Source organism: Paraburkholderia sp. EG304 (assembly GCF_046543485.1).
Classification (GTDB): Bacteria; Pseudomonadota; Gammaproteobacteria; order Burkholderiales; family Burkholderiaceae; genus Paraburkholderia; species Paraburkholderia youngii.
Genome location: NZ_JBKGUA010000513.1, coordinates 1 through 248 on the forward strand (window position 1 = coordinate 1; position 248 = coordinate 248).

Annotated in this window: 1 protein-coding gene; it reads right to left on the reverse strand. The window is 62.1% G+C overall.

Going from position 1 to position 248, the window contains the following annotated elements; genetic code table 11:
* On the reverse strand, nucleotides 1–248 hold a 248-nt coding region (locus ACLFKU_RS44955), incomplete at both ends, for a transposase (RefSeq protein ID WP_410853538.1).

A 248-nucleotide genomic window follows, 5' to 3' on the forward strand; every position in this document is an offset into this window, starting at 1 on the left:
CGTGGCGATCCTCGTCGCGCGGCCAGGCGCGTTTCAGCCATCCAGCAATCTGCTGCGGTGACCACTGCATCTGGAGCTTGTTGGCAACTATATGGGCCAGCACCCGATGCCTGGCCAGTTTGCAGACCTTGGGCCGGTGCGCACGTTCCCATGCGAGCTGGTCCGCATGGCTCGCCCTGTAGCCTTTCTCTCCACTATTGCGCTTGATCTCGCGACAGATCGTGGAAGGCGATCGCAACAGTCGCCGT